Consider the following 2,849-nt stretch of genomic DNA (forward strand, 5'->3'; position numbering starts at 1 on the left):
GAAACGCCGATGTTGGTGCTGAGTTTTGCTTGGTTAGGATTGTTTATTATCGAGCTAGTTTGGGGGCTGACTCCAATCTTAGAAGCCATTGGGACGACCATTTGGATCGCTTTTATCCTCGACTTTAGTATCAAATTTATCCTCGCGCCACGCAAACTTTTCTACATCAAACACCACTGGCTAATCGCTCTCTCACTGCTGATTCCAGCATTGCGAGTTTTTCGGATAATGCGAGTCATTCAGCCCTGGGGATCGGTTCATGCGGTGCGAGGATTTCAATTACTACGCATCACGATCGGTACCAACCGAGGAATGCGCTTATTCGGTGCCAGCGTTCAGCGGCGCGGCTTTGGTTACGTGGTGGGATTAACTGTAATTGTTACCCTGATTGGATCGGCTGGCATGTATGCGTTCGAGCGCGAAGTTCCTAGCGGCATTATTACTGACTACGGCATTGCGTTGTGGTGGACAGCAATGGTGATGACGACGATTGGATCTGACTACTTTCCAAAAACAGCGGAAGGGCGAATCCTCTGCTTTTTTCTGGCGTTGTATGCAGTGGTGGTATTTGGTTATTTGACAGCAACTTTAGCCACATTTTTTATCGATCGAGATGCCGAGAGTGATGACGCAGAATTAGCGAGTGCAAAATCGATTAAAGCATTGCAAGCAGAAATTAACGGATTACGAACCGATATTCAAGCATTGGTTCGACGCGATGTCGATCGATAATTTTACCCACTTGGTGGAAATATTCATTTTTTACACCTCGTGCAACAGGATGGCGAACGATAGCAAATACTGTTTGTTTATTTCTACCAATGTACATCCGATCGCCAACGATAAACTGTTCGTTAAACTCAACACCTGCAATTGACTTCCAGCAAGAGATGTAAGCAGGATTTACACTATAAAAAATAACAGCTTTTGGCTTGAACTTTTGAATACGTTCTTGTAGATGCGTTGTCCGACGTTGAGCGTAGCAGGTCATATAAACGTCTCTACTTCTTAGGCATGGCAAGTTTGAGTGTTGTGCATACAACCAATGTCCTAATGACGGTGATGGAAGTGGAAGTAGTTCTACCAGACAATTGTTGCTGGTATGTCGCCCTAGATGCTCTTGTTGATAAGCACGGACTTGTTCCTTGTGAATAATGTCCTGCCCATCGGCACTCAATGCAAGCCGAATCAGGCGGTTCCATGTCGGCTGGAGTTTTGCGTGTATACCAAAGTACTGTTCTGCTCCTATTTTGGCATGGTAGTCAACAATATCTTCGAGTTCAAGCCGATTTCGATGATTCCAATCTTGAAGTCGTTGGTCGATATTCTCAAATGAGTTCCCGCCACCTTCTTCCATCCCGACAAACCAATAATCGCCGGAATAGTTGCCATATCCGTAGAATCCGTTCATAAAATCTTGCAGCAACTGGTCATCAAATACAGGCAATGGCGACATATATAATCTTTGCTGTGAATAGCAAATCGATCGGCTCAATCTTATAATTCCCAAGAATAATTGAATCGTTAATATTTTATAAAATAAAGTTTGTCTTTAGTACTAGAATTGTCAATTTCATCTCTGTTGAAATGCAAGCATTATACTTGAAAAAAATGACAATTGAAATCTGCTTATAGAGAGTTTTATTTTCAAGTAGCTTTAAGTATAATGGGATAATAAGATTTGTAGTTAAAATTGTCATAAAGACTAAAAAATTCTAGACTCGTAATTCTAGAATATATTCCCTTTTTTACAGAATAGTAAGGAGATACTCGATGAGTACTAACGTAGGGCTATGGATCGACCATCGGAAGGCTATTGTGGTAGCTATTACCGAGCAAGGGGAAAAGATTGAGGAGATAGTATCGGGAGTAGAAAAACAGCTTCAGCGTGCTGGCGACCGACCACTTGAGGGTGATTATGAAGTAGTTCAGGTACCTGCTGACGATTCTCGCAAGCGAGAGGCTTTGCCAACGCCGTCAAAGAGATTTTATGCAACATCTGAATATTTACTATGCTGCTGTCATTACAGCTATTCGGGATGCTGAGTCTATTCTCATCTTTGGGTCAGGTGAAGCAAAGGGCGAACCAAAAGAACAGCTCGAAAAAAATCACCTCGGCGGACATATTGTCGGGATTGAAACAGTTGACAAAATGACAAATCCTCAGATTTCTGCAAAGGTTCGACAGTATTTTGCTAAGGAACATTCGCCAACAAATTAGGTGACGATCGCGTTTGCGGCACTGGATCTCAATTCGCGATCGACTAGATATTTTTTATGAACAAGATCGTTATTATCTCATTGGTATCTACGGGGTTTTTAGTGACGATGCCCTGTGAAGCAAATGTACTGAATTCACAATCAGTTAGCCAGAATTTTGAAGGTGAAATAAATTTGCCAATCTCCCAAGGTCGTCCCAGCTATCAACGTGGCTATACGGTTCATTACCGCAGTCGCCGCGACCGCAAATGGACTTTAGAAGGTTTCCATGCCGAGCGTCCTGATGCCGAACGTGCTGCCCGTAGATTGCAGCGGAGTGGTTTTAGAACCCAAATCAGATCGAGAGCAGCAGCCGAACGTCGCAGGACTGGGGGTTACTAATCGCAGAGTTCAGCAAACAAGGATCGCTTCTCAGAATGAAAGTGACTAATTTAGTTGAGGCAACAGACTTATGGTTTCTCCAGTCATTCGGCTAGAATCTAAACAGTCCGATCGCGATCCCGTGGCTGGCTTATCCGAGCGAGATGCAATTGCCAAGCTCGATCGCGATGGCTATAATGAACTTCCCTCAACTCAAGCTCGGAGTCTGTTATCGATCGCGTGGGAGAGTATTCAAGATCCGATCTTTC

At 43.5% G+C, this 2,849-nt stretch carries 5 protein-coding genes; 4 read left to right on the top strand and 1 reads right to left on the bottom strand.

The annotated features are described in order from the left end of the window. A partial coding sequence (locus RMO27_RS21055; protein WP_309736272.1) for a potassium channel family protein occupies window positions 1–732 on the top strand: 732 nt, incomplete at its 5' end. On the opposite strand, the gene RMO27_RS21060 is transcribed toward RMO27_RS21055, so the two are convergent. Then, on the bottom strand, window positions 677–1,456 hold the full coding sequence (locus RMO27_RS21060) for a hypothetical protein (protein WP_309736274.1): 780 nt from the start codon (window positions 1,454–1,456) through the stop codon (window positions 677–679). The two genes, RMO27_RS21055 and RMO27_RS21060, sit on opposite strands and share 56 nt — an antisense overlap. A 534-nt stretch (window positions 1,457–1,990) precedes the next feature. On the opposite strand from RMO27_RS21060, the gene RMO27_RS21065 reads away from it, so the two are divergent. The 3 genes from RMO27_RS21065 to RMO27_RS21075 all read left to right on the top strand — a co-directional run. Next, a complete protein-coding gene (locus tag RMO27_RS21065) occupies window positions 1,991–2,221 on the top strand; it encodes a hypothetical protein (RefSeq protein ID WP_309736276.1) in 231 nt (76 codons plus the stop codon). A 56-nt stretch (window positions 2,222–2,277) separates the two neighbouring features. Then, window positions 2,278–2,601: a hypothetical protein gene (locus RMO27_RS21070; protein ID WP_309736278.1), complete on the top strand. Its 324-nt coding sequence runs from the start codon at window positions 2,278–2,280 to the stop codon at window positions 2,599–2,601. A 70-nt stretch (window positions 2,602–2,671) separates the two neighbouring features. Beyond that, window positions 2,672–2,849 (top strand): cation-transporting P-type ATPase (locus RMO27_RS21075; RefSeq protein WP_309736280.1); only part of this gene is annotated, 178 nt, incomplete at its 3' end.

The sequence above is a fragment of the Chamaesiphon sp. OTE_75_metabat_556 genome, from assembly GCF_031378165.1.
GTDB lineage: Bacteria > Cyanobacteriota > Cyanobacteriia > Cyanobacteriales > Chamaesiphonaceae > Chamaesiphon.

Bases quoted from the DNA above. Each gene is read 5' to 3' on its own strand.
- RMO27_RS21060 (WP_309736274.1), bottom strand. From the start codon at position 1,456: ATGTCGCCATTGCCTGTATTTGATGACCAGTTGCTGCAAGATTTTATG.
- RMO27_RS21065 (WP_309736276.1), top strand. From the start codon at position 1,991: ATGCAACATCTGAATATTTACTATGCTGCTGTCATTACAGCTATTCGG.
- RMO27_RS21070 (WP_309736278.1), top strand. From the start codon at position 2,278: ATGAACAAGATCGTTATTATCTCATTGGTATCTACGGGGTTTTTAGTG.